Annotated in this window: 21 protein-coding genes; 15 read left to right on the top strand and 6 right to left on the bottom strand. The window is 30.5% G+C overall.

The annotated features are described in order from the left end of the window. Positions 1–42: 42 nt before the first annotated feature. Positions 43–915 carry an AraC family transcriptional regulator gene (locus HYG85_RS03835; protein ID WP_212692359.1) on the top strand — a complete coding sequence of 291 codons (873 nt, stop codon included), beginning with the start codon at positions 43–45 and terminating at the stop codon, positions 913–915. Between the two features lie 128 nt (positions 916–1,043). Here the strand turns inward: HYG85_RS03835 and HYG85_RS03830 are convergent, their stop codons facing one another. The 4 genes from HYG85_RS03830 to HYG85_RS03815 form a co-directional block, all read right to left on the bottom strand. Further along, positions 1,044–1,523 carry a protease complex subunit PrcB family protein gene (locus HYG85_RS03830; protein ID WP_113671767.1) on the bottom strand — a complete coding sequence of 160 codons (480 nt, stop codon included), beginning with the start codon at positions 1,521–1,523 and terminating at the stop codon, positions 1,044–1,046. Positions 1,524–1,764: 241 nt separating this feature from the next. Continuing rightward, on the bottom strand, positions 1,765–2,874 hold the full coding sequence (locus tag HYG85_RS03825; protein WP_212692358.1) for a metalloprotease: 1,110 nt from the start codon (positions 2,872–2,874) through the stop codon (positions 1,765–1,767). Positions 2,875–3,089: 215 nt separating this feature from the next. Continuing rightward, complete coding sequence (locus HYG85_RS03820; protein WP_113671765.1) at positions 3,090–3,281, bottom strand: hypothetical protein; 192 nt, start codon at positions 3,279–3,281, stop codon at positions 3,090–3,092. A gap of 136 nt (positions 3,282–3,417) precedes the next feature. Beyond that, positions 3,418–5,244 carry a YcaO-like family protein gene (locus HYG85_RS03815; protein ID WP_212692357.1) on the bottom strand — a complete coding sequence of 609 codons (1,827 nt, stop codon included), beginning with the start codon at positions 5,242–5,244 and terminating at the stop codon, positions 3,418–3,420. A 258-nt stretch (positions 5,245–5,502) separates the two neighbouring features. On the opposite strand from HYG85_RS03815, the gene HYG85_RS03810 reads away from it, so the two are divergent. The 10 genes from HYG85_RS03810 (at position 5,503) to HYG85_RS03765 (ending at position 14,553) form a co-directional block, all read left to right on the top strand. Beyond that, positions 5,503–6,195, top strand: coding sequence for a response regulator transcription factor (locus tag HYG85_RS03810; RefSeq protein ID WP_212692356.1), 693 nt, complete (start codon positions 5,503–5,505; stop codon positions 6,193–6,195). Beyond that, complete coding sequence (locus tag HYG85_RS03805; RefSeq protein ID WP_212692355.1) at positions 6,182–7,777, top strand: sensor histidine kinase; 1,596 nt, start codon at positions 6,182–6,184, stop codon at positions 7,775–7,777. The genes HYG85_RS03810 and HYG85_RS03805 overlap by 14 nt, the downstream gene beginning before the upstream one ends. 4 nt (positions 7,778–7,781) lie before the next feature. Next, positions 7,782–8,438 carry an alpha/beta fold hydrolase gene (locus HYG85_RS03800; RefSeq protein WP_212692354.1) on the top strand — a complete coding sequence of 219 codons (657 nt, stop codon included), beginning with the start codon at positions 7,782–7,784 and terminating at the stop codon, positions 8,436–8,438. 161 nt (positions 8,439–8,599) lie between these two features. Next, a complete protein-coding gene (locus tag HYG85_RS03795) occupies positions 8,600–9,277 on the top strand; it encodes a 4'-phosphopantetheinyl transferase family protein (protein WP_212692353.1) in 678 nt (225 codons plus the stop codon). Next, entirely contained in the window at positions 9,274–10,785 is a 1,512-nt protein-coding gene (locus tag HYG85_RS03790; RefSeq protein WP_212692352.1) for an amino acid adenylation domain-containing protein, read from the top strand. The genes HYG85_RS03795 and HYG85_RS03790 overlap by 4 nt, the downstream gene beginning before the upstream one ends. Before the next feature lie 15 nt (positions 10,786–10,800). Beyond that, on the top strand, positions 10,801–11,028 hold the full coding sequence (locus HYG85_RS03785) for an acyl carrier protein (protein WP_212692351.1): 228 nt from the start codon (positions 10,801–10,803) through the stop codon (positions 11,026–11,028). 155 nt (positions 11,029–11,183) lie between these two features. After that, positions 11,184–12,587, top strand: coding sequence for an MBOAT family O-acyltransferase (locus HYG85_RS03780; protein WP_212692350.1), 1,404 nt, complete (start codon positions 11,184–11,186; stop codon positions 12,585–12,587). Then, on the top strand, positions 12,587–13,534 hold the full coding sequence (locus HYG85_RS03775) for a hypothetical protein (RefSeq protein WP_212692349.1): 948 nt from the start codon (positions 12,587–12,589) through the stop codon (positions 13,532–13,534). The genes HYG85_RS03780 and HYG85_RS03775 overlap by 1 nt, the downstream gene beginning before the upstream one ends. 214 nt (positions 13,535–13,748) lie before the next feature. Next, positions 13,749–14,039, top strand: coding sequence for a Bax inhibitor-1/YccA family membrane protein (locus HYG85_RS03770; protein WP_212692348.1), 291 nt, complete (start codon positions 13,749–13,751; stop codon positions 14,037–14,039). Positions 14,040–14,211: 172 nt separating this feature from the next. Next, the gene (locus HYG85_RS03765) at positions 14,212–14,553 is read left to right on the top strand and encodes a hypothetical protein (protein WP_212692347.1); all 342 of its coding nucleotides are present in this window, start codon (positions 14,212–14,214) and stop codon (positions 14,551–14,553) included. Positions 14,554–14,574: 21 nt separating this feature from the next. Here the strand turns inward: HYG85_RS03765 and HYG85_RS03760 are convergent, their stop codons facing one another. Further along, on the bottom strand, positions 14,575–15,936 hold the full coding sequence (locus HYG85_RS03760; protein WP_212692346.1) for an FAD-dependent oxidoreductase: 1,362 nt from the start codon (positions 15,934–15,936) through the stop codon (positions 14,575–14,577). A 12-nt stretch (positions 15,937–15,948) separates the two neighbouring features. Further along, positions 15,949–17,232, bottom strand: a complete 1,284-nt coding sequence (locus tag HYG85_RS03755; protein ID WP_212692345.1) for a benzoate/H(+) symporter BenE family transporter — start codon at positions 17,230–17,232, stop codon at positions 15,949–15,951. Between the two features lie 314 nt (positions 17,233–17,546). On the opposite strand from HYG85_RS03755, the gene HYG85_RS03750 reads away from it, so the two are divergent. The 4 genes from HYG85_RS03750 (at position 17,547) to HYG85_RS03735 (ending at position 20,978) form a co-directional block, all read left to right on the top strand. Next, positions 17,547–18,239, top strand: coding sequence for a GntR family transcriptional regulator (locus HYG85_RS03750; RefSeq protein WP_113671751.1), 693 nt, complete (start codon positions 17,547–17,549; stop codon positions 18,237–18,239). 409 nt (positions 18,240–18,648) lie between these two features. Then, entirely contained in the window at positions 18,649–19,521 is an 873-nt protein-coding gene (locus tag HYG85_RS03745; protein ID WP_212692344.1) for a hypothetical protein, read from the top strand. 145 nt (positions 19,522–19,666) lie between these two features. Further along, positions 19,667–20,218 (top strand): hypothetical protein, encoded by a 552-nt coding sequence (locus HYG85_RS03740; RefSeq protein WP_212692343.1) that lies wholly within the window; start codon positions 19,667–19,669, stop codon positions 20,216–20,218. Between the two features lie 157 nt (positions 20,219–20,375). Continuing rightward, positions 20,376–20,978: a hypothetical protein gene (locus tag HYG85_RS03735; RefSeq protein ID WP_212692342.1), complete on the top strand. Its 603-nt coding sequence runs from the start codon at positions 20,376–20,378 to the stop codon at positions 20,976–20,978. Positions 20,979–21,045 lie beyond the last annotated feature (67 nt).

The raw sequence follows: 21,045 nt of genomic DNA, 5'->3' as shown, positions 1-21,045 counted from the left end.
TAAAGAAAACTTGATATACTGTATCTCGAAGGAGGGGATTACGTGGATTTGCTTGATAGTATGAATAATGCAATGAACTATATTGAAGAACATCTTGCTGAAAATATCAGTTATGAACAGGTAGCCAGAAGAGCTTGTTGTTCTGAATATCATTTTCAACGTATGTTTCCATTTATTGCAGGAATTACTTTAGCTGCATATATCAGACGTAGGAGACTTACAATGGCAGCTTTTGAATTGCAAAATACTGATATAAAAGTTGTAGATGTAGCTATGAAATATGGTTATCAATCAACAGAAGCTTTTTCACGAGCTTTCAAGAATCTACATGGTGTCATGCCTATGTTAGCGCGCAAACAGGGTACAGCACTCAAAGCTTATCCACGGATGACCTTTCATATTTCTATTAAAGGAGATGTGGAGATGGATTATAGAATTGAAAGAAAAGAAGCATTTGAGATGTATGGAATATCAAAAGAAATAAATGCTGTTGATAATCGTCAATATATAGATATTCCAGCATTTTGGCATAAATGCATTGAAAATGGAAAACTTGATGATATGCATAAAGATTTTAATCTGGATCAAGATGAATGTCTTCATGCAGCATTATACAATTTCAGAGAAGGTATATTATCTTATATGATTTGCTATTATCCTCCGGAAAATGTTTCGTTACCTGCTGGTTATACCAAGCTTTCTGTTCCTGCTACAACATGGGCTATATTCTCAACTGCAGAATGTACACAGGAAGGCGGAACAGAAGCAATACAAAACATATGGAAACGTATCTTCCCAGAATGGTTTCCTAATTCTGGATATGAGCATGCAGATGGACCTGAATTTGAAATGTATTATAATAAAGGTGATGGAAAGTTTATTGAAGAAGTTTGGATACCAGTTGTAAAAAAATAGAATAAAAAAGTATATGATAACAAAAGTAGTGAAGAGAAGCAAGTAATATAAAAGGACAACAGTTTAAAACCCATCAATATATAGGGTATTTAAACTGTTGTCTTAAATAAGTTAATAAATAAATGTCTTTACTTATAATAAATTGGCAAGAACAAATCACTTGTTCTTATGATTAAATATGGATATGTAATATTCATAGTAACAATGTCATCTGCACCAGGGCATAATAACTCAGTTGAGATTACAATACGATCTTGGGATTCGTATAATTCATTTACTTGAATACTATATCCTCCTGTTCTTTGTTCGCCGTATCCGACAGCTATATATAAATAATGCCCATCTCTGAAGCTAAGTTTGAATGGGTTGAATTTTAAAATGTCTATATTTTGTTTTATTACATCTTGCACATTATCATCATCTACTACAGTAAATTCCATATCCATTACCTTATTAGCATCTTTTACTGATTCTTCAATATAATTAAAATCAATTTCTGTTGGAGTGTCAAGATAATAGTCTGATGAAGCAAATACAGTAGATGCCCCTAACATTAAAAAAACAGCTGTTAGTACAAATAATTTTTGTACATTAAAAACCTTACTCATAATCTAAATTCCTCCTCATAAAAATGGTTGTATTTCGAAATACCTTACTTATAATAACACTAAGATAAATATAGAACAATATATAATGTGAAAATAATATGAATATTTAGTTTTGGAGCAATATTAATTTATAATATTAATATTATTCAGAAAAAAATATTATTTCTGTTGTTCTATAGAAAATTAATCATATTCTATTTTTTTATAAGGTATATAGATTTAGATTAAAAGCATTATCAAATTATATTTTACTGGATATAAATCTTATGATATTTGTAATGAATGTTACGAAAATACATCCAACAAAAGCTATATTTAAAGTTCCGTAAAGAACATATATTATCTTTTTCTTAAGAGATAACTTTATTCTCATATTAGTTACTGTTGCTTTTCTAAAAAGCTTTCCAAACACTATATAACTAATAAAGGACAACGAGTTCTCTTTTAATTTTTTATCGTTTAATAATTCCGTTAGTATGTAATAACCATCGAATTTTAATAAAAATATTAGATTAAACATTACCAACATGAGATTAAACATAGATAGCCATAGGAAAAAATTATTTGCATTTCCTTCTGTGAAAGCAGTAAGAATAAACCCAATTCCAGCTACTTGTAAATTAAGTAAAATTCCAGCAGCTGAGATTAATATTCTCTTAATTTTACTTTCAATATAAGAGATACCTACAATACTTGAGTAGATACAAGGAACAATTAGTATTAAACGTATTCCAACTTCTGCTATATGAGCTCCATTGTTTTTTGCCACAATGATGTGTGCAAATTCATGAAAGAAAATACTTATCAAAAATGCGGGAATGAATATATACCAAGAGGGAGCTGTCAAGGAATTACTTAATGAAGAAGTACCTATTGAAACAAGTAATCCAATCAAAAATATAGGTAATGACAAATAGATAATAGAAAAATAAAGAATTCTGAAGATCATTTTATCTTTATCTAAACTATTATCAGGATGAAGAATACCTTTTTTCAATGAAAAAATCTTGAATATTTTTTTATCCATTATGGAAAATCGTTTTTTTTGATAGTCTTTAATATCTACAACTTTTTTTTCAATAATATCGGTAGGGGATTGATTGGTGTCCTCTGTCTTTAATAATCCTATTTTTGAAAACTCATTTATTAATTTTTCTATATCATACAATGAATAGTTATTACACTTTTTATGAATTTCTTCCATTGTTTTATTACCATCTAATATACTTAATACTTTATATTCATTACGACCTAGGGAATAGGTCTTTTTTGTAGATTTGTTAAAAATAAATATTCTGCCATCATCTTTTGGCATTAGTTCCAGATTCTGATTTATACATGGACTTTGCATATATACACCACCTATTCGTTCTTTATTTTGCTGTAAGAAAGTTATATTTATAGATTATATATAGTAAAAGCAGTATGTATTACTACAAATCAGAAGTGTTGTAATACAGGTATCGTTCTGATAAGCAATACATACTGTTTTATTTATGGATACTTTATTTTATATGTAACTAATAAGTCGTTAATTAGAAATTTCCAATAGGACTAATTGTTAACTTAAGCTAACGCTTGTCCACCAGGAGCATAAAAAGCTTCTGGAGCAGCAGCAGCAGCTCCGGCACCTTCTGGTCCTGCAGCAGCGGCAGCAATTGGAAGATCATCTGTATCTTCTGATCTAATATCAAAAGATGATGTTAAACTAGATAATTCATTATCCAAAAACAAACCATATTTTTCTTGTTCTTTCATAAATAATGCCTCCTTTCATTAGTTGTTATATTTATCTAACTGATTGTAACAATGACTAGCATATTAAAAACTACTAGATAATTACAATTCAGCTAAATAACGTGAATAAGAGTACAAAACAAATATGTTTCTATATTTATGCAAATAGTTCATAGATATCTTTTTGGTTTATAGGATTTTTTATTTGGGCCGAATGCAATTTATGAATAATTTCTTGACATTGTTTATAAGAATCCTTTACTTCTTGAAGCTTAGGAGAATCAGTTGATTTTGGTACAAATAATTTAACCATTACTTGTTTAGGCACACAGAATAGATTGTCTAGTTTTTTGCATGTATCTTCACTATAGAATACCCTAAGATATTCTAGTACTTTATTATGGTCATGTATCTGAGACATTGCAACAAAATAATTATACATACCTTTATAAAACTTGAATTGATCTTTAGGAATGGATGCTCGCTGTGCCATATTAACAATATATTTCATTTTTTCAGCAGCAATACTGAATTCTTCATTTATTACATGACACATTACTACAAAAAATCTGGTATCACAACCAAAGTTCTCACAAGGCCAATCTTCAGTGAATTTACAATAAGATTCCATAGTATTCTCTAATACACAATTCATAAAGAATTCCATAGTTGCAATAATATATTTTGTATTGGAGCGATTGATTTTAGTGGGATTCGCAACTAACGGTGAAATGAAGAATCTAGTATTATAAGCTCTGAAAATTACGTCTTTATCTTCCCACATTTCAGATAATCCAGGAATCACGATATAATATGATGGAAATCCTAGATTAGAAACATCTCTTATTAATACATCGTATCCATCGTTAATTATATCAGTTACCCAATAATTCAATATTTCCTGATTACTCATTGACGAAACATCTTTTAATGGGACAAATTCATAGGTTGGTTTGTTGCCGAATAGTTGATAAGGATACTGTCCCACACCTAGTTTATAACTATTATAAATGTTCATTGAATTACTAGAATCCAGGTTGCTAAAATCAATATGGCTTCTTTGTGCATATGTAAAAATATCATTTCCTTGAGTTGCTTCTGTAAAAGCTCTTTCCATGGCAACTCCAAAATCAGGATGACATCCTAGTTTTACACCATAATTTCCAGTGTTTTTCTCAACAATGACTAAAGCTGCTACGGGATACTTTCCGCCAAAAGAGCAGTCTTTTAAGGTTACATAGTAATCTTCTTGTTCTTTTAGCTTTGCATACATTTTATCAATATATGGGTATCTTTTTATATAGTCATCTGGAACATCTGGTAGAGTAGGTTTTTCTAAAAATAATTTTTTTTGAACAACCCTTTCAATAATTTCTGACAAGCCTTGTACAAGTGCTTCTGCAGGAGTGTTTCCAGCACACATTCCATTACTTCCATAAAAACGTCTGCATGTACCTCTTGGCAGATAGACTATTTTTTCATCACGCATACTATAGAAGGGTACAACAATATAACGATTTTCAAGATTATGCTTAAGCAAGTCCATCTTTTGTGTGCTTTTAAATGCTTTTGCTTTTTCTTTAATAGAAGTATCTTTTTTTGAACGATTTGAAAAATACAAATTCATGAGTGAATTGTCATAGCTAACGATTTCTTCAGCTGTCACAATTTTTTCATCTGGAGCTTCGTAGAAATCAGAACCACTTTCCTTTTTACTGATAATAATACCTAATAGATTATTTTGATACCTTTCAAATAACTCACCGTATGCACTTGCTAATGCATATTCACGAGTTATCCCTTTTCCATTAGTTCCAATGGTAGTTCCTTTGAATGTCAATCGTAATGAGTAGGTTTCCACAAAACTTTCCTCTGACCAAGTTTCCTCTGTTTCAATACCAAGTTCACTTAAGATGTTTTTTAGTTTAGTAACCGTCTCAGTCGGAGATACTTCTTTAAAATGTTTTTTGTGTTCTAAACTCATCTGTAATCCTCCATTCATTATTTTGATTATACAGAATGTAATACCTTTTTAATAAATATACCATATTTTGCAAACAAATGCAATAAATTATTTATAATTATATAATAATTAAGATAATTATACATTGAGTCAGAAAAAAACATTTATTCTGACTGGGTTCGACTTACAAAAAAATAATATTATCACAGTGCATATTATATGCTATAATTAATTACAATATTGATAAGAAAACATTAGAAAAGCGTAAAGGGGAACAATATGCATAACACGATTCTTGTTGCTGAAGACAACTGTGAAATATCAAAAGTAATAAAATTATATCTTGAAGTTGAAGGTTACGAGGTATTAATTGCAGATAACGGGCTTGACGGTCTTTCATTAGTAAAAGAAAATAAGATTGACCTTGCAATTCTTGATATCATGATGCCAAAAATGGACGGCTATGAGCTTACCCGTGAAATAAGGAAAATCAGTAATATACCTGTTTTAATCTTATCTGCCAAGAATGAGGATATTGATAAAATTCTAGGACTTAACATGGGTGCTGATGATTACATAACCAAGCCATTCAATCCCCTTGAAATAGTTGCAAGGGTAAATGCTGCGTTAAGAAGGCATTACAAATTAAGTGGCAACGAAAAGAACAGTGGTATATTGAATCTAGGAGAGTTAAACCTTGACACAAATAACTGTCGATTGGTTAAGCAGGAACAAGAAATTCAATTGACAGCTACAGAATTCAAAATTCTTGCCTTACTCATGAGGGTACCTGAACGAATCTTTTCAAAAGTACAGATAATAGAACATATAAAAGGTGAATACTTTGAAACCGATGATAATTCCGTTACGGTGCATATATCTCACTTGCGTGAAAAAATCGGTATGAATAAAAATGGTAATCAATATATAAAAACTGTGAAAGGTTTGGGATATAAAATTGAAGATAAGTAAAAAAAGACTCGGTTTCTTTGGAATAATAGTCCGCAATTTTATCATATTTACTGTGAGTGTTTTAGCAGTTCTTATTCTTGCAGGTATTATCGGAATTGCTGTAATATATTTCGATTTTGCTAATTATTATTCTGCCCATTTTGAGGATAGTAAAGAGTTTTTTATTGAGGGTAATTATGATTCTTTTCAGCGGGAAAGATTACTTGGAGAAGACGGTTTTTTTACTGTTTTTGATGATAAGAACAATGTAATCTACAGAAGTGAAGGCGCTGAATCTTTTAATTTAACTAAGAAGCAAGTGGATTTGATACCTGAAAGTGAAGCTGGACTTACAATATCAATAGATGAATATGTAGGTCAAGATGATAACAAATACATTAATGTTGCATATGAAACAGTAGATGAAGAAGATAATACTATCAAATCAAATATAATACTTGATAGTAATTTTAATATATTATTCTCAGATATCCCCAATATAGAAAAACGACTTTCAGAATCTGACTTCAACCTTTTAACAGGAAAATATAAAGATGATATTAATATCTCAAAGTTAAGTTATACTTCTAAAAATGGAAAAATATATAATGTGGTTTTTTGCCGTAACGTTGATTCCGATAACTTGAATACCTCTATGAAGGTTATTAATTATATTGGGATTGCGTATCTAGTATTTTTTGTTGTCGCAGTATTATTTTTTGTAATCAGTCTCAATAAAAAAGTAAAAGAACCTCTTCTGCTTTTAGGTAACGCAATAAAGCACATTGCAGAAGGTAAGACTGATAAGATTATAAAATACAAAGGACCTAGAGAATTTGAAGAGATCTGTAACAGCTTCAATGATATGGCTTTGAAATTACATGAAACAGAGAAGAAACGTATTGGGGTAGAACAGGAAAAACAAAAGATGCTGGCTGACATTTCTCACGACTTAAAAACACCTATAACTGTTATTCAAGGATATGCAAAAGCTGTAGCTGATAAAAAAGTAAACGACAATGAGCGTAGTGAATATCTCAATACCATATACAAAAAGTCCAATTCACTAGCAGAGCTTATTAATACATTCAGTGAATATAGTAAGCTTGAAAGACCAGATTTCAAAATTCAGACTGTAAAAACAAACATCAGTGAATTCGCAAGAAATTATCTCATAGATAAGTATGAGGAACTAGAATTCTTAGGTTTTGAGCTTGATATTCAGATACCAGATGAAGTTATTTATTGTATGCTGGACGAATTTCAGATGAAGCGTGTATTTGAAAATATTATCTCAAATACTGTAAAATATAACGAGAAGGGTACTATCATATCCTTTGTTCTAGAAAGACTAGATGATAAATGTATCATTCGTATCGGCGACAATGGTATTGGAATTACAGATGACCTGAAGAAAACTATATTTAATCCATTTTCAATGGGTGATTCCTCACGTAGCAAACTGAAAGGTTCTGGACTGGGAATGGCTATAGTCAAGAAAATTGTTACTGCTCATAGAGGAACAATTGAACTTATACAAGAAAAGTTGGAGGGGCTATCTGTAGTATATGAAATAACTTTCCCTCTGACAGAAGAGGAATAAGAATATGTTAATAAAAGTTAATGAAGTCACGTTATTTTATCAAAAATATGGTTCAGGAAATCCTTTGATTATGCTTCATGGGAATGGTGAAACACACGAGATTTTTAATAGGTCAATTTCACTTTTACAAGAATATTTTACTGTGTATGCTATTGACTTTCGAGATCATGGGAACAGCTCTAAGGTGTCTGAACTGCATTATGAAGACCATGCTAAGGATATCTATGAATTCATTAATCAGCTTAATATCAAAAATCCTGTATACTATGGTTTTAGTGATGGAGGAATTGTAGGACTTATGCTTGCGTCAGAATATCCAAACTTGTTTTCAAAGCTTATTGTCAGTGGTCCTAACATTAATCCCAAAGGACTGAGAATTTGTTCAAGACTCATGATGAAGTTAATGTATATCATTAATAAATCTCAAAAGGTTAAGATGATGTTACAAGAACCCAATATTTCTTTGTCTGACCTTTCAAAAATTAAGGTACCTACTTACATAACTGGAGGAAGTTTTGACGTTATTACTAAAAAACATCTTTATTTAATTCATGAAAACGTAAAAAATAGTATTTTAAAAATCTTTAAGTATCATACTCATACCAATTATATTGTAGATAGTGAGATTATTGGAAAATACATCATAGAAGTATGTAAATAAGATATTTTGATCAAGATTGCCTAAGAAGCAATCTTTTTTTATTGCTTTTATTAACGTAACATTAAGAAATCTTAATGTAACATTTAAGAAATTTTAATGTTTATTTTGAGATAATTTAATTTTAAGATGATAAACTATGTTCATAGCTTGGAGGTGAGGTTGTGAAAGCATTAGCAATAATTAAAGATATTGATGTAAATAATACAGAACGATTCAATGTATCTTTAATGCCAAAAGAGAGGCAAGAACGTGTAGAACTTTTTACTGATAAGAAAAAAATAAAACGATTTTTAGCTACGGAACAAGCAGCTTCCCAATTCACCGCCATAAGCTTTGGTATTCCAGTTTCAAATTTTAATGGAGGTATCGGTGAAAAACCTTACTTGAAGGATTATCCAGATATCTCAGTAAGTCGTTCATATGCTGGGGAGTATATTGTGATAGCCGCTGAGCGTTCATACAATATTGGTATTGATTGCGAGGCGGTACAAGAATTTAATAATAATATTGTAAAATATTTTTTTACTCATAGAGAAAGTGAATATATTGAATCATCAAAAGATAGAAATACAGCATTTACCTTACTGTGGACTAGAAAAGAAAGTTTTATTAAATGTATTGGAAGAGGAATAGATTATCCTATTAATACAATTGATGTGACACCAAGAGAAAATATAGATAATATTCACAGTGATAGACCAATATTTTCTGAGAATGACAAAGTAAATGATTATTATATTAACAGTTATATTTTTGAAAAACTTGTTATATCAGTTTGCAGTGATAATAATGATGCTTTTCCCATATTAGACCATATTTATAAAGGAGCAGTCAGATGAATAAAACCATACTTGATTTTTTTGATAAAACAGTAAGCTTATATCCAGAAAATGTAGCTGTTGGAGACAGTAAGTCTGAGATAACCTATAAACTGCTACAAGAAAAGGCTAGAGTAATAGGTTCTACAATTGCAGAAAAGGATTTGATGAAAAAACCTGTTGCAATTCTTATGAATCGCAATATTAATGTTACTGCTGCTATGTTAGGGGTTCTGTACAGCGGAAATTTTTATGTAGTTCTTGACTGTGATTCACCATTTGATAGACTAGCAAAGATAATGGATACCCTTACACCAGCAGCAGTCATATATGAATCAGAATTCCATGACATAGTAAATAATTTTCAAGTTGAATGTCATAAGATGGAATTTGGGGAAATCATGAAAAAACAAGTGAAGGATGAGTTACTTGATAAAGTCCGTTCTCAGATTCTTTCTACTGATCCTGCATATTCAATATTTACTTCAGGGTCAACAGGAAGTCCAAAAGGTGCGTTGCTTACTCATCAGAACGTTATAAGTTACATTGATTGGTTTATTACTTGTTTTAAGATAGATGAGAAAATAGTATTTGGTTCTCAGACACCACTTTATTTCAGTATGTCAGTTACTGATATGTTTGCTTCATTTTTTACTGGTAGTGCATATCAGATGATACCTAAGGAGTTTTTTACATTCCCTATCAAGCTTATTGAATTTATGAATAAGCGAAGGATAAATACAATTTATTGGGTACCATCAGCGCTAGGAATTGCAGCCAAATTAGATTTATTCAAATATTGTAAACCTGAATATCTTGAAAAAGTTCTGTTTGCTGGAGAGGTCATGCCATTGAAATATCTTAATTATTGGAAAAAGCATTTCCCCCACTTAATGTATGCTAATCTTTTTGGACCTACTGAAACTACAGATATTTGTGCATATTACATTGTTGACCGAGATTTTTTAGATACACAGACTTTACCTATAGGTATAGCTTGTAGTAACTGCCATTTGTTTGTTGTGGATGAGAATGGCAATGAAGTACCAAGAGGAGCAGAGGGAGAGTTATTTGCTGCTGGACCTTTTATAGCTAAGGGATATTACAAAAATAAAGAAAAGACTGCTGAGGTTTTCGTGCAGAATCCATTACAGAATGATTATCCTGAGATAGTTTATAAAACTGGTGACTTGGTTAGACAAAATGAAAATGGTGAGTTCGAGTATATAGGTAGAAAAGATTTTCAGATAAAACATATGGGCTATCGTATTGAAACTGGAGAGATAGAAGCTGCTTTTGGAGCTGTAGAAGGAATAGAGCTTGCAATTTGTATCTATGATAGTGAAGATGATAAGTTAATATTGGCTTATGAAGGTAAAGAAGAGATTATAAATACTCTTAGATCAACTGCTGAAAAATCATTGCCAGAATACATGCGTCCACATGATTACAAAGCTTTTGACATTTTTCCTAAGAATGCCAATGGTAAGATAGATAGAAAAAAATTAAAAAATAATATATTAAATTAAAAGGAGTAGATTAGAATGGAAAAAATAAACGAGATTCTTTCAACAATAATACCAGGAGTAGATTACAAAAATGCAACTAACCTAGTAGATGGCAAAATACTAACATCCCTTAATATAGCAGGACTTGTAGCTAAGCTTAACTATGAGTTTGATATTGAAATTACACCAATCCATCTTGTACCTGAGAATTTCAATTCTGTAGAGAGTATATATAAGCTAGTAGTATCACTTGATGGAGAATAATTGATATGCCATATCTTATTTTGATACTATTATTAATTTTCACTTTTGTAACCACTATTATTTATGCTGTTTGTCCATACAAACAGCGCTACATTATATTACTAGCCTCAAGTCTTATATTCTATGGGATATTTTGTGGATTTGGAATAATATTTTTGATAACAACTATTTTGATATCGTATTCTGCAGCAATAATAATGGATAGGATTCCCCTAAAATACAGCTTAGAAGGACTTCCAAAAAAAGAAAGAAAACAACTTAGGGCAATAATAAAAAAGAAAAAGCGATTTGTTTTAGCAATATATGTAATTATTAATATAGGTATTTTATTAACACTGAAGTATTTTAATTTCTTTGCATCATCCAGTATAGGGCTACTTGGATGGTTAGGTATTAATGTTTCGGCTCCAGTAATTAAGATTGCTCTGCCTCTTGGAATATCATATTATACTTTGCAGTCAATCAGCTATGTAGTAGATGTTTTAAGGGGGAAGTATAAAGCTGAAAAGAATATCTTTAAGATAGCTCTATTCATAAGTTTCTTCCCACAGATGCATGAAGGACCTTTTGGAAGATATGATGCACTTATGCCTCAGATGACAAGTGGAGAGCAGATTAAGATTAATAACTTATATAACGGTATAGCTCAAATGTTTTGGGGTATGTTCAAGATATTTATGGTTGCAAACAGGGCTGCTATCATATCAGATGCTGTCTTCAAGAATCACGAATCTTATGGAGGATTCACAGTTATCATAGGTGTTATTGCATATACAATTCAATTGTATGCTGAATTCTCTGGATATATAGATGTAGCAGCAGGAGTTTCTAAGATATTTGGTATTGGACTCGCTAAGAATTTTGATATGCCATTCTTGGCATTGAATGTAGGGGATTTCTGGAGAAGATGGCATATTTCTCTAGGAGGTTGGTTCCGTGATTACATATTCTATCCTATATCAACTTCCAGAGCATTAATGAAAATAGTAAAAAATCTACCAGCTTTTTTAGCGAATCTATTGACAATAACCATTCCTTTGTTTTTTGTTTGGTTTTTAACAGGACTTTGGCATGGTGCAAGTTCAAAATATATTGTTTATGGACTTTACTATTTTGTACTAATGATTATATTTAATTTGATTTCTCCTTTGGTAAATAGAGTATTAAGTAAGAATAATATAACTTCTGAAAATAGGCTTATCAAAGGATTAAGATTAACAAAAACTCTTATACTTGTTGGTATTGGAATGCTTATGTTCAGAGCAGAGAATTTATTGGTTTTTCGTCAGATGTTAGGGTCTGTTTTTTCAAGAGGTTCAGAGTTTCAACTCTTTAGTGCCATTGAACCTAATGACTTCATAATATTCATACTTTCATTCATAGTAATATTACTGTCGGTGATTATGAAGTTAAAAGATATTGATATAGAAAGCAGATTTGAAGCGCTTTCATCATATAAGAAATACTGGATTTGTTTTTGTGTGTTTTGTATTGTAGTTATTTTTGGTGCGTATGGGCTAGGCTATATTCCACCTGATCCTATTTATGGAGGTTTCTAATGAAAAGATTAAAAATCATTCTAACCGTTTCTAGTTGTTTTTTAATTACAGCTATTATATATATGTATATATGCCTCATTGTTTCTCCAAAATCAATTCATGATTCTGGTGGTACAAAATATTATAGAGGTATGGGTTTTCTTGCTGAGCCTGAGAATTCAATTGATGTAATGGTATATGGAAATTCCGATGTCTATGCTGGATTCGTACCAGCAAAACTATATGATGAATTTGGTTATACATCTTATGCTTCTGGTACTGTATTACAGACAATTGGTGATATCAATAATTTGCTAAAGAAGACACTTAGGACTCAAGCTCCAAAAGTAGCTATTCTTGAAGTTGACTGCCTTTATGAAAAGAGGAATAAAGCTTTAGATGATTCTAATTTTTTACTTGCTCCTTTTGTGTTTCATGTTAGATGGAAAGAGTTAAAATTCAGAGATTTTTATACAATACCTAATAGGTCTAAGAAATATGATATAACTAAAGGATTTGTTCATTCTGATGAGATTAACAAATATGATGCTGGAGATTATATGGGAAACAAGAATCAAAAACCTCATCCAATACCTAGACGAAACCTAAAACATCTTAAGAACTTTATTAAGATATGTAGAACGAATAATATAAAAATCCTTTTTCTAGAGCTTCCTAGCGCATCTTCATGGAATTATGCAAAACATAATTATATGAACTATTTGTCAAAGGATTTAAACATTCCTTTTATAGACCTTAATGTTAAGGACAGTAATTTTAATATAGATTTTGCCAAGGATTTTAGAGATAAGGGTGACCATATGAACGTTTTTGGTGCTGAAAAGGCTACAACTTATGTTGGAAGATACTTAAAAGAGAAATATAGCTCAATACTATCAGATAGACGTAATGTAAAAGAGTATGCTCATTGGCAGGAGGTTGTAGATCATTTCAAGAAAGTATTATAATAGTTGGATTATGGAATTGAAAATATATAATTAATGAAAATCTAAATAAGATTATAAGAAAAGGTATTATATTAATTAGTTTTAATGTAATACCGTTTTTTATTAACTCCATATTAAGAAATCTTAATATAGGATTTGAGTTATATTAAACACCTGTTGTTATAATGAATACAACAAAAGAGATATAAAAATTATATAAAAAGGAGATTATGAAATGAAATCAATATTATCAAATCCATATTTTAAAAAGGTTTCAAAACAAGATGATGTGAATAGTGGTAAGCCTGCTACATATGGGAGTATAGGAACAAAAATTCTATTTTTTCTATTACTTACTTGTGTAGGCGTATGTTTATCAATATTTTTATCTATACCTGATAACTATATGAATTATGTTAATAAATATGAATGGTCACTTGCTTTTGGCCTTGTTATGACAGTCATTCTGATTTTTGTTCGTGTCCTTAATTTGTTAACGAAAATAATGAGTACAGTGGATAATTAGAATGTTATCTATAGTTATTACATTAATAACTCTTTGTAGTGTAGGTATAGTCCTGTGTTTTATGGGGAAAAAATCCATCTATCCGTTGGTGTGTATTGGATGTTTTATTGGCGGAATATACTTATGTTATTCATTATTTAAAATGGTAATAGCAGCATTAATAGGGGGATTAATGGTAGGAATAGGATCTATTGTGCTTATGAAATTAATTTATAAGGTTTTACTTTCATCAATGGGTAGAGGATTACAATATATAATTGTTTTTTTTATAGTAGGTACATCACTTGTCGGAGCATCATTGTTAGGAACAATAGTTATATTTTTATATCAAAATATTAATGATTTATCCAATTATATATATGTTGATGGATTTATATCCACAGCTTCCCATCTTACTAAATATTTAATTTGTACATATAGTATAGATAATTATGTTGCACATGTTATTGTAAAATTTGTATTATTTATTATTGGAATCATGACTCAATTGAGAAATGAAAAAACCCACGATTAAAGTATCGTGGGATTCTTCTTATTATTCTCCTAAACGTGCATCTTCCTCATTCAATAGTTTTCTTATTTCTTCACCTTTTATATCTCTGAATTTAATATTTTCTTTTATGGATTTATCTGCTGCCAATGCTGCTGCATGACCATAACCGAAACATTGAGAAATAACACGACAGCTTGCTAAGGCATGATGCTCAGCACTAAGGTTTCTACCTGCAACAATGAGGTTTTCACCAACTGCTGGAACTAAAGCACCGTAAGGAACTTCATAATAATCATTAATCAGCCAGAATAGATATGGCTTTTCTCCATTATGTAATTCAATAGGCCATGGACAAGCTACTATACCGTCACTTCTTTTTCTAGCATTTTTAACATCTTCATTCAATAATTTGTCAATTCCAACAATACTTCTAGTTTGTCTTACTCCAACTTCACAAGATAGATCGTTGACAAAGGACGCTTCACAGCCTGGTATGTATTCTTTGAAGAATTTTGCATATTCGTTAACTTGCTTACGGGCAACTTGTTCAGCTTCTGTATGGTCATCTGGGTCACATACATTAAGAAGATGTCCATCTCTGCCAGTAAGTAATGTTACATTCATAAACAATTCATTAGGTCTTGTTGTATGATATACCCAAACCTTGAGTCTAGGAAGCTCAGCTCCTTCTTCAATAGCTTGTTTCATAGCTTCTGTCACTTTATCAGGTGATATTCTGTCTTCACCCCAATAATCAAAGAATTTTTTTACATCAACTCCACCAAGACGGAAAATCATAGTTGGATTTTGGATTACACCATTATCACCCATAGTATATTCATATCCTGCACGATAGATAATATCAGCATCTCCAGTTGCATCAATCATAACTTTTGATCTTATCTGAGCTAGGCCGCTTTTTGTATCAATTACAACACCTTTGAATTCATCAAAATCTTTGATTACACCAACTATTGTTGAATGATATAATATTTTTCCACCAGCTTCTAGAATCATGTCTTCAGCAACTTCCTTGAAGATTTGTGGATTATGGGGTACTAAAAATGTTTTACCATATGGTTGAGGTTCGGTAACACCATTTTTTTCTTTTAATGCTTCATAGAATTTATTAGTCCATCCAAACACTGCTTGTCTTGGTTCTTCTTCTAATGGATTATCACAACCATAGAACATTCCACAGAATGTACCTGAATATCCAGCTACAGATGCTCCACCTAGAAAACCAAGTCTTTCTACAAGTAATGTTTTGTTGTTATGTCTTGCTGCTGTTTCGGCTGCTGCTATTCCAGCTGGACCACCACCTGCAACTAAAACATCTACTTCATCATAAACTGGTAAATCACAATTTGAGTCAAATACAATTAAACTTTTATATTTCTTCATAATAATTCCTCATCAATTTTTATTTTTATTATCAATAATAGCTTTTAAATCTTTAGTTTCTAATACTGCTGCAATAATAATTCCAATCAACAATGCCCAAAACGCTGAACCAATACCTAAAAATGATTTTTGGGATAATGCTATAAAGAAAGCAAAGAAAGCTGATACTTGGAATTTATTAGCTTTGAAAGCTGATTGTAGAGATGATAGGATAACTCCAACCATTGCTAAACCTGCTACCAAGTAGATTAACTTAAGTGGCATAGTACTTAAGAAAGGTACTAATAAACTAGCAAAGATACCAATGATAGAACACCATATACCACATACTACAGATGCAGCATAACGACCATCTTTATTATCTCCTGATTCATCTGATGCAACGATTGCAGTCATAGGACCTGCAATATTGGCATTATGTCCACCGAATAGAGAAGTAACAATACCACCAATACCTGACCATATAGTCATGCTCTTGACTGGTGGTTCGTAATCTTGGCTTTTTAATACACCGATAGCTTGAGCGTTTTCTGCACCAATTACAAGAAGTGCTAATGGAAGAGATACTGATACAAAGACTCCTCCTACATTTTCAAAAGAATATCCTATAAATTTTGGACCATAGAATTTAATACCTTCCAAAGATGAGGCATCATATAATCCAAAAGCAAATACACATATAATTACGACTGCAAAAGCAGCTAGAATTGGAGGTATAACCTTAACTACTGGTCTAAGTTTAGTGAATATCAACCATGCTGCAATGGCAAATAAAGCGATTAATAGATACTTACCATAATTGGGTTCACTCATATTGCTTGACCAATTAAAGATATAGTTGACCATATTCGTTACAAATTTGAATAAACAACCTGCAGTCATCCCCATTACAATAGGCATAGGCAAGAATTTCATTACCTTACTGATTAGTCCTGTTACACCTAATATAAGTACTAATATACCTGCTAACAAAAATCCTGTACATAACTGCTGTAAAGAATAACCTGCTCCGGCTCCTGATACGACAATTGCGGCACCTGATATAGACCAAGCTCCAGGTATAGGTTCTTTGTACTTCAATGATAAAATGATTCCTAAGATAGGTCCGAATACCCAACATGCAAAGATCCAAGAAGAGGTTTCCTGCATACTCCATCCACAAGCATTACCATTAGCAAATAAAATAAGTGCTGTACACCAGCCAAAAATACCTGCAATTACACCTGAGCTGATTGTCTTAGAATTTAGATGTTTTGGTAGATCTTTAATACCTTGAATAATGCTATTATTATTCATATTAATCCTCCTTAAAAAATTATGATAGGGCTTAACAACGCTAAATAGAAATACATTCCATTGTAAATTTTGTTAATAAAATGTATTTTAATATTAAGCGAAGTTTAGTAGATAAAATTTTAGACTATAATATATTAATAATATAGCTGTAATATATTAGTGATATATTATAATGATAATTTATCACTTAATGTCGAAAAAGTCAATATGAAATCTAATATTATAAGTGAGCCAGAAAAAGAAAAATATTTTTTGTATATATGATAAAAATATTAATTATGTTATAATTCAATAGAAGAGGAAGGAGAATCAGAATGGAAAAGTACAAGTTTAAACAGAAAAATGTTGATTTTCTTGTTGACGATGCAAGTAAGAAAATAGAAGAAATGATTGTTACAGCAGAGTTGAAGCCAGGAAGTATTGTTTCTGAAAAAGAAATAAGTGAATATCTAGAGATTGGGCGTACTCCTGTTCGTGAAGCATTGAAGCGATTAGAATCAACACATTTATTTAAGACCATTCCTCGTAAAGGAATTTTAATACGTATAGTTACTGTTGAAGAATTATTATTACAGATGGAACCTAGAAAAGTATTAGAAGAGTTAGTTGTCAAAAGAGCCGCAAAGTATGCATTTCCAGCAGAGAGAGAAAAATTAAGACAATTAGCTAGTGAATATAGAAAAGTTACCGAGGAATGGGCGCCAGCAATAGAAGCTCTAAGAATTGATGATGAATTTAATAGATTATTATGTAAAGCAAGCAAAAATCCATTTATAGGGCAAATGCTATTACCTCAACATGCTTTAGCCAGAAGACAATACTATCTCAACTATTTCATTGACAAGGAATTAACTGCAAGAGTTAATTATAGCCATGCAAAACTTATGGATGCAATTGCTGATGGAGATGCTAAAAAAGCATTATTGGAATTAGACGAGTTATTTAGGAACCTAAAGGAATTTAATAGTATAAGTCTTTCTACTTGGATACAATTAGACGATAATTAATAGTCTAAGAATTAATTATTCATTTATCTATAGACATGTCACTTAATTTTAAGCTGACATGTTTTTTATTTAATATAAATTAATATTTTGCAGTAATTATTTAAGCGAAAAAGTCATATTATTTGAATAATTTAATAGAGAATCAAAGAATAATAATATAAATTAAAACAACTAAAAATATTCTAAATTATATTGACATAAATTTTAAATACTGCTAATATAAATGAAGATAGATGCAGACTAAATACTAAAAATTACTTATTTTATGACCGAAATTATTCTATTATATAATACTAGAAATTGTAGATCCAATGAGTGTAAGTTATATAATTAAGATAAATTGATTAGTTTTAGCTGCAGATAATACTAATCCTTTTATAAATAAAACCCAAAAAGGAGAGTAGTAATAATGAAAAAAATATTAACTGTATTTTTAATGGCAATTATTATCTTAAATACTAGCGCAATTTCTTATGCAAAGGCTCCAATTAATCTTAATGAAATTTATGCAAATGTGGATTCAAATTTAAATCTTACAGTAGAGCAAGTTAAAGATTTATCAGAAGATGAATTAAATCAATATTTTAAAGAGGTATATAGTGTTAATCCAAGTGAATTTACATATGAAGATAAAGTGACTGCTGTTGAAGCTGCTGCACTGTTATCGGGAATCCAAAAATTCAATAGTATGAGCTTCTTTGATTCTAGTTATGAGAGAGTTTATACAACAAGATCAGCTATAAACAATTGTAATTATACTGGTTCAAAAGGTCTTGCTTGGGTTAGAGATACTACTTCAGATGGATCACCTCTTTCATTAGGTGAAATCTTATCAGGAGTATATACTTTAGAAGTTGACTTTTTACCATATACTGCAGCTGCTACTATATATGCTTTAGGTAGTGATTACAATTTCTTTGTTAGCGTAAGAAATGCAGCTGGAACTGCCGCAGCATCAGCATTAATATGTAGTAAATTAAAAATCGAAGCTACAATACCTGCAGCTGTTATAAGTTTTGCTGTAAGTATGGGATGGGATATCTTAAATGCATTGGATAGAGATGCAATGAAAGATGTACTATTAAGTATGGATGCTTCAGATTTAATGAAAGTAGATTTCATAACTGCAAATAAAATAGTTACAAAATGTTATTCAAAATATACTACTGAAGTTGAATGGATTGATTCTGAAAAATGCTTTAAGTACTTAGATATTGAAAATCCAACAGGTAAAAGTGGTAACTGGTATGGAGGACAACCAGGATATCTTTACTCATATTAATTTTAAGTAGATTGTTATAATAATAGCATCTTGATTGTAGGATATTTTCTTATTATCAAGATGCTATAAAGTATTTACAAATTAATTTAGTTGCTATATAAACCTTATTAAATATCATAATTAAAAAAGGAGAAAGACTACTATAATGAAAACTAGAAAACCTGTTTTTATAATAATAATTATTATTTTCGTAGGCTATGTTATATTTGAATTATTAATCCATAAGGATACTTTATTATTCTCATTAAGAAGAGATTCCATAAATGATGATTATCGTATCGAAAATTATATAACCGTAGACAATCAAAACACTCAAACTTTTAAAGATAGTAATAATATGACCATTAAAAATATCGGATTAATTCTTGATATTACAAATGAGTATTTTACAGAAATAAAACAATTAGATGATAGTGTAGATGTAGTTGAATTATATCAGGATGCTTTTACAAAATTAATGTCGCTGGAATTATCTGAAGATTATTCTAAACTAAAGGACCAAGCATTGAGTTTTATAGTTGAGCACAGTAAAAATTTTATAGTTAAGATTAGTGATAAAGATGAAATCAATGAATTCAATATTGATATGGATAAGAAATATCAGTCAATGTTGGATGAAATATTATATATATGCAACGAGAAAAACATCACTGTAACATATGATGAAGATAATAATACTCTTTATTATAAGGAATAAGTAGTAGAATATGTTCCTTATGCAATGTTATGGCATATGCTAAAATAATGTTGATTGAAGAGTAGGATTAGTAATGGTAAAATATGTAGTATATAAACAATTGTAGTTTATATACTACATTTTTTAATAGTAAGCATATTAAAATGGGGAGGTAAATATGAAATCAAAAAGCTCATATATATTGATTTCTATGGTAATCATCACAATGGCTATTCTATTATCCAGCTGTGGAAAAAGCAAGAAAGCATCTGATAAGATAGTAGTCAACGATAATATAATTCAAACAAAAGATTTCAGTGTGAATTCTGATTCAACAGATTTGAATACATCAGCAAATGGAACAGTATTTATAAAAGGAAGTGAAGGAACTCCAGAAGGAATACAGATTGTAGCTCATATAGACGTAGATTCAGATGACTGGGGTGGTGTAGTATTCTATATCCCCAAAAAATGGAATATAGAAAGTATAAATAGCAGTTATCCAGAAAATCAAGATACAGCAAAGCCTGCAGACTACATAGCTACATTTAGCACTGGTGATACTGAGAAATATGAATGGGATAAATTTGTAGAGGTAGGAAGAGACCGAAGTCATATACCAACTGGAGGGGGTACTGGAACAGTTGTAATTGATTTAATCCCTGATAAGGATGGGATACAACAATCAGAAAAATTTAATATTACTGTTGCAGTTGGCTCAGATGAAAAAGATGGAACTAAGATAATGGAAACTGATAGTACTACAATAGAAATACCTTAAAGATGCTAGTTTTTTAATATAGATTGGATATGTTGCATATAAAAACATATCCATTATTTTTTATTTT

The sequence above is a fragment of the Vallitalea guaymasensis genome (genome assembly GCF_018141425.1).
GTDB lineage: Bacteria > Bacillota > Clostridia > Lachnospirales > Vallitaleaceae > Vallitalea > Vallitalea guaymasensis.
This window is presented reverse-complemented; position numbering and strand designations above follow the sequence as displayed.

Excerpts from the sequence above, each read along its gene's own strand:
- HYG85_RS03830 (WP_113671767.1), bottom strand. The coding sequence starts at position 1,523 with ATGAGTAAGGTTTTTAATGTACAAAAATTATTTGTACTAACAGCTGTT.
- HYG85_RS03825 (WP_212692358.1), bottom strand. The coding sequence starts at position 2,874 with ATGCAAAGTCCATGTATAAATCAGAATCTGGAACTAATGCCAAAAGAT.
- HYG85_RS03820 (WP_113671765.1), bottom strand. The coding sequence starts at position 3,281 with ATGAAAGAACAAGAAAAATATGGTTTGTTTTTGGATAATGAATTATCT.
- HYG85_RS03815 (WP_212692357.1), bottom strand. The coding sequence starts at position 5,244 with ATGAGTTTAGAACACAAAAAACATTTTAAAGAAGTATCTCCGACTGAG.
- HYG85_RS03810 (WP_212692356.1), top strand. The coding sequence starts at position 5,503 with ATGCATAACACGATTCTTGTTGCTGAAGACAACTGTGAAATATCAAAA.
- HYG85_RS03800 (WP_212692354.1), top strand. The coding sequence starts at position 7,782 with ATGTTAATAAAAGTTAATGAAGTCACGTTATTTTATCAAAAATATGGT.
- HYG85_RS03790 (WP_212692352.1), top strand. The coding sequence starts at position 9,274 with ATGAATAAAACCATACTTGATTTTTTTGATAAAACAGTAAGCTTATAT.
- HYG85_RS03785 (WP_212692351.1), top strand. The coding sequence starts at position 10,801 with ATGGAAAAAATAAACGAGATTCTTTCAACAATAATACCAGGAGTAGAT.
- HYG85_RS03775 (WP_212692349.1), top strand. The coding sequence starts at position 12,587 with ATGAAAAGATTAAAAATCATTCTAACCGTTTCTAGTTGTTTTTTAATT.
- HYG85_RS03770 (WP_212692348.1), top strand. The coding sequence starts at position 13,749 with ATGAAATCAATATTATCAAATCCATATTTTAAAAAGGTTTCAAAACAA.
- HYG85_RS03765 (WP_212692347.1), top strand. The coding sequence starts at position 14,212 with ATGGTAGGAATAGGATCTATTGTGCTTATGAAATTAATTTATAAGGTT.
- HYG85_RS03760 (WP_212692346.1), bottom strand. The coding sequence starts at position 15,936 with ATGAAGAAATATAAAAGTTTAATTGTATTTGACTCAAATTGTGATTTA.
- HYG85_RS03755 (WP_212692345.1), bottom strand. The coding sequence starts at position 17,232 with ATGAATAATAATAGCATTATTCAAGGTATTAAAGATCTACCAAAACAT.
- HYG85_RS03750 (WP_113671751.1), top strand. The coding sequence starts at position 17,547 with ATGGAAAAGTACAAGTTTAAACAGAAAAATGTTGATTTTCTTGTTGAC.
- HYG85_RS03745 (WP_212692344.1), top strand. The coding sequence starts at position 18,649 with ATGAAAAAAATATTAACTGTATTTTTAATGGCAATTATTATCTTAAAT.
- HYG85_RS03740 (WP_212692343.1), top strand. The coding sequence starts at position 19,667 with ATGAAAACTAGAAAACCTGTTTTTATAATAATAATTATTATTTTCGTA.
- HYG85_RS03735 (WP_212692342.1), top strand. The coding sequence starts at position 20,376 with ATGAAATCAAAAAGCTCATATATATTGATTTCTATGGTAATCATCACA.